Source organism: Winogradskyella sp. Asnod2-B02-A (assembly GCF_045063645.1).
Classification (GTDB): Bacteria; Bacteroidota; Bacteroidia; order Flavobacteriales; family Flavobacteriaceae; genus Winogradskyella.
In genome coordinates, this window is the sequence record NZ_JBEFOG010000010.1 from 1 (window position 1) to 1,982 (window position 1,982).

The 1,982-nt window shown below is 27.0% G+C and carries 2 protein-coding genes; both read left to right on the forward strand.

What is annotated here, in order from left to right:
• Positions 1–285 precede the first annotated feature (285 nt).
• Positions 286–837, forward strand: a complete 552-nt coding sequence (locus ACJJVO_RS00115; RefSeq protein ID WP_405568927.1) for a hypothetical protein — start codon at positions 286–288, stop codon at positions 835–837.
• A 4-nt stretch (positions 838–841) separates the two neighbouring features.
• Positions 842–1,699 carry a Kiwa anti-phage protein KwaB-like domain-containing protein gene (locus ACJJVO_RS00120; RefSeq protein WP_405568930.1) on the forward strand — a complete coding sequence of 286 codons (858 nt, stop codon included), beginning with the start codon at positions 842–844 and terminating at the stop codon, positions 1,697–1,699.
• The last annotated feature ends 283 nt before the right edge of the window (positions 1,700–1,982 follow it).

Here is a 1,982-nt window from a genome sequence, read left to right on the forward strand (position 1 = left end):
AATGGTTCTTGGCAACTTTATAGAAAGAGAGGACTCGTACGTCTAAGGGATCACTAATCTAAAACACGTTATAGTTCTCCTCTTTTTCTATATAAATATATTTATTGTAAACTAAAGAAACACGTTGGCAGTAATTAAAATTACAGAAAATAATAAGCATAAATTTGATTATTACTGATTTATAATTACTTTTGATATTATCTCCCTATATTTTTCCCTAAATTAATTGATAAGCTAGTTGTTATTTAGAATAACATAAGTTTATTATAAAATCATATTATAATTTTGAATAAAATTATTAAACTTTTAATGGTAGCTACCTCGCTTTCTCCAATATTGTTAACATATTGGTTTATTGAGCAGGTAAAAATCTATGACAGTAATTGTAGTGTTTTTGAGAATTTTATAGAAAATGTATCTGTTGGATATGGTTTATTTTTGTTTACAATTGTTTTAGTAATAATCTGTTTGTTTATAATACGTTTAGCAAGAAAACAACTAGAATCTTTGCCTATTGAGATTGAAGAAATCAAAACAGCTGACAATGAATCTATTAGTTTTATTTTGGTTTATTTATTGCCATTAGCAAGTGGTATAACTGATAAATTCAACTTACCAATTTTAATTTTTGTTGCAATTTTATTTTTCTTCATTGTTATGACTTCTAACTCATATCATTTCAATCCTCTTCTAAATTTTTTTGGATATCATTTCTACGAAGTAAAAGTGCAAGGAGGCATTAATTATATATTATTATCTAAGAAAAATATTACGAATAGTAAATCAATAAAATTTGCCCATCAACTAACTGAATACATGATTTTAGAAAAAAATTAAGCTTATGAATTTATACGCCATAGTAGAAAATAACGATATTCAATCGGTTTATAGAATTCCGTTATCTGGATCTATTCAAACAAATTTAGCAAGTGTTTTTGCTCAACAAAGTATAAATCTATTTAGTGATAGAGAAGAAGTAGAGTTTGATGGTAATTATAATGCAAATGATGAAGAAATATTTATCATTAGAAATTACCCAATAACTCAAGAAATTTTAGATTCAGTTGCTAACCCATTAAATTGTGATATTCTAGATATTGAAAATTTGGATGGTAAAGTAAAAGCAATATTTGCGACTACAAATCAAGCTAATCAAACTCAAATAAATTTTCAATATTTTGATTCAAGAAAAATTCTTGCTAATCGAGGAATATCACTATATCTAAGCGGAGACACTTATAGAACCTTTGATACTAAGGGAATAGTAATATCAGAAAGTATTACAGCTATTTTCAAGGATAGCGATCTATATTTCAAATCATATTTTAATACAAGAAAATTCTTGAATTTAGTAGATTTCTATGAAGAAGCTACTGAAGAAGATATTGATGATTTCGTAGGTCAATCCATTTTTAGTTTTGAAGATGCAATTGGTTTCCGAGATGACCTAAATTCTAGATTAAGAAAAAAAATAAAAGGAATTCAACAAAGAGGTGTATTACAAAATAATAGCGCGACAGAAATAAGAGATAAAGCTCATGGTTTTGGTATTTCTTTTGATATTGATAATGGGCAATTAGTTCTTCCAAGAAATAAATCTTTAATGAGAGATTTAATTAGATTTTTAGATGAAGATTATTTCGTAACACCTTTAACTGACAGAAGATGTATTACAAATTCAAAAAGAGAGGTTAATTAGAAAACTACTGCCAACTTAAGATGTGCATAATTCATTGCTTTGGTCGTTGCCAACTTGGAAAATTCCTTCGGAATTTTCTCGGGTTCGTATTTGTTTACTAAATTAGTTGCCTAACCACGCAACTAACCATACACAATACCGTTAGGCAACATAAGAAAAAAGGTACTTTCCTGAAATAGGTTGACTAAAAATTAAACATTTAATTATAGTCACTTATGAAAACACGAAAACAAGACTGTCGAAAAAAACCTTACGAAAAAGTAACTTTTCAGTACAAATTATT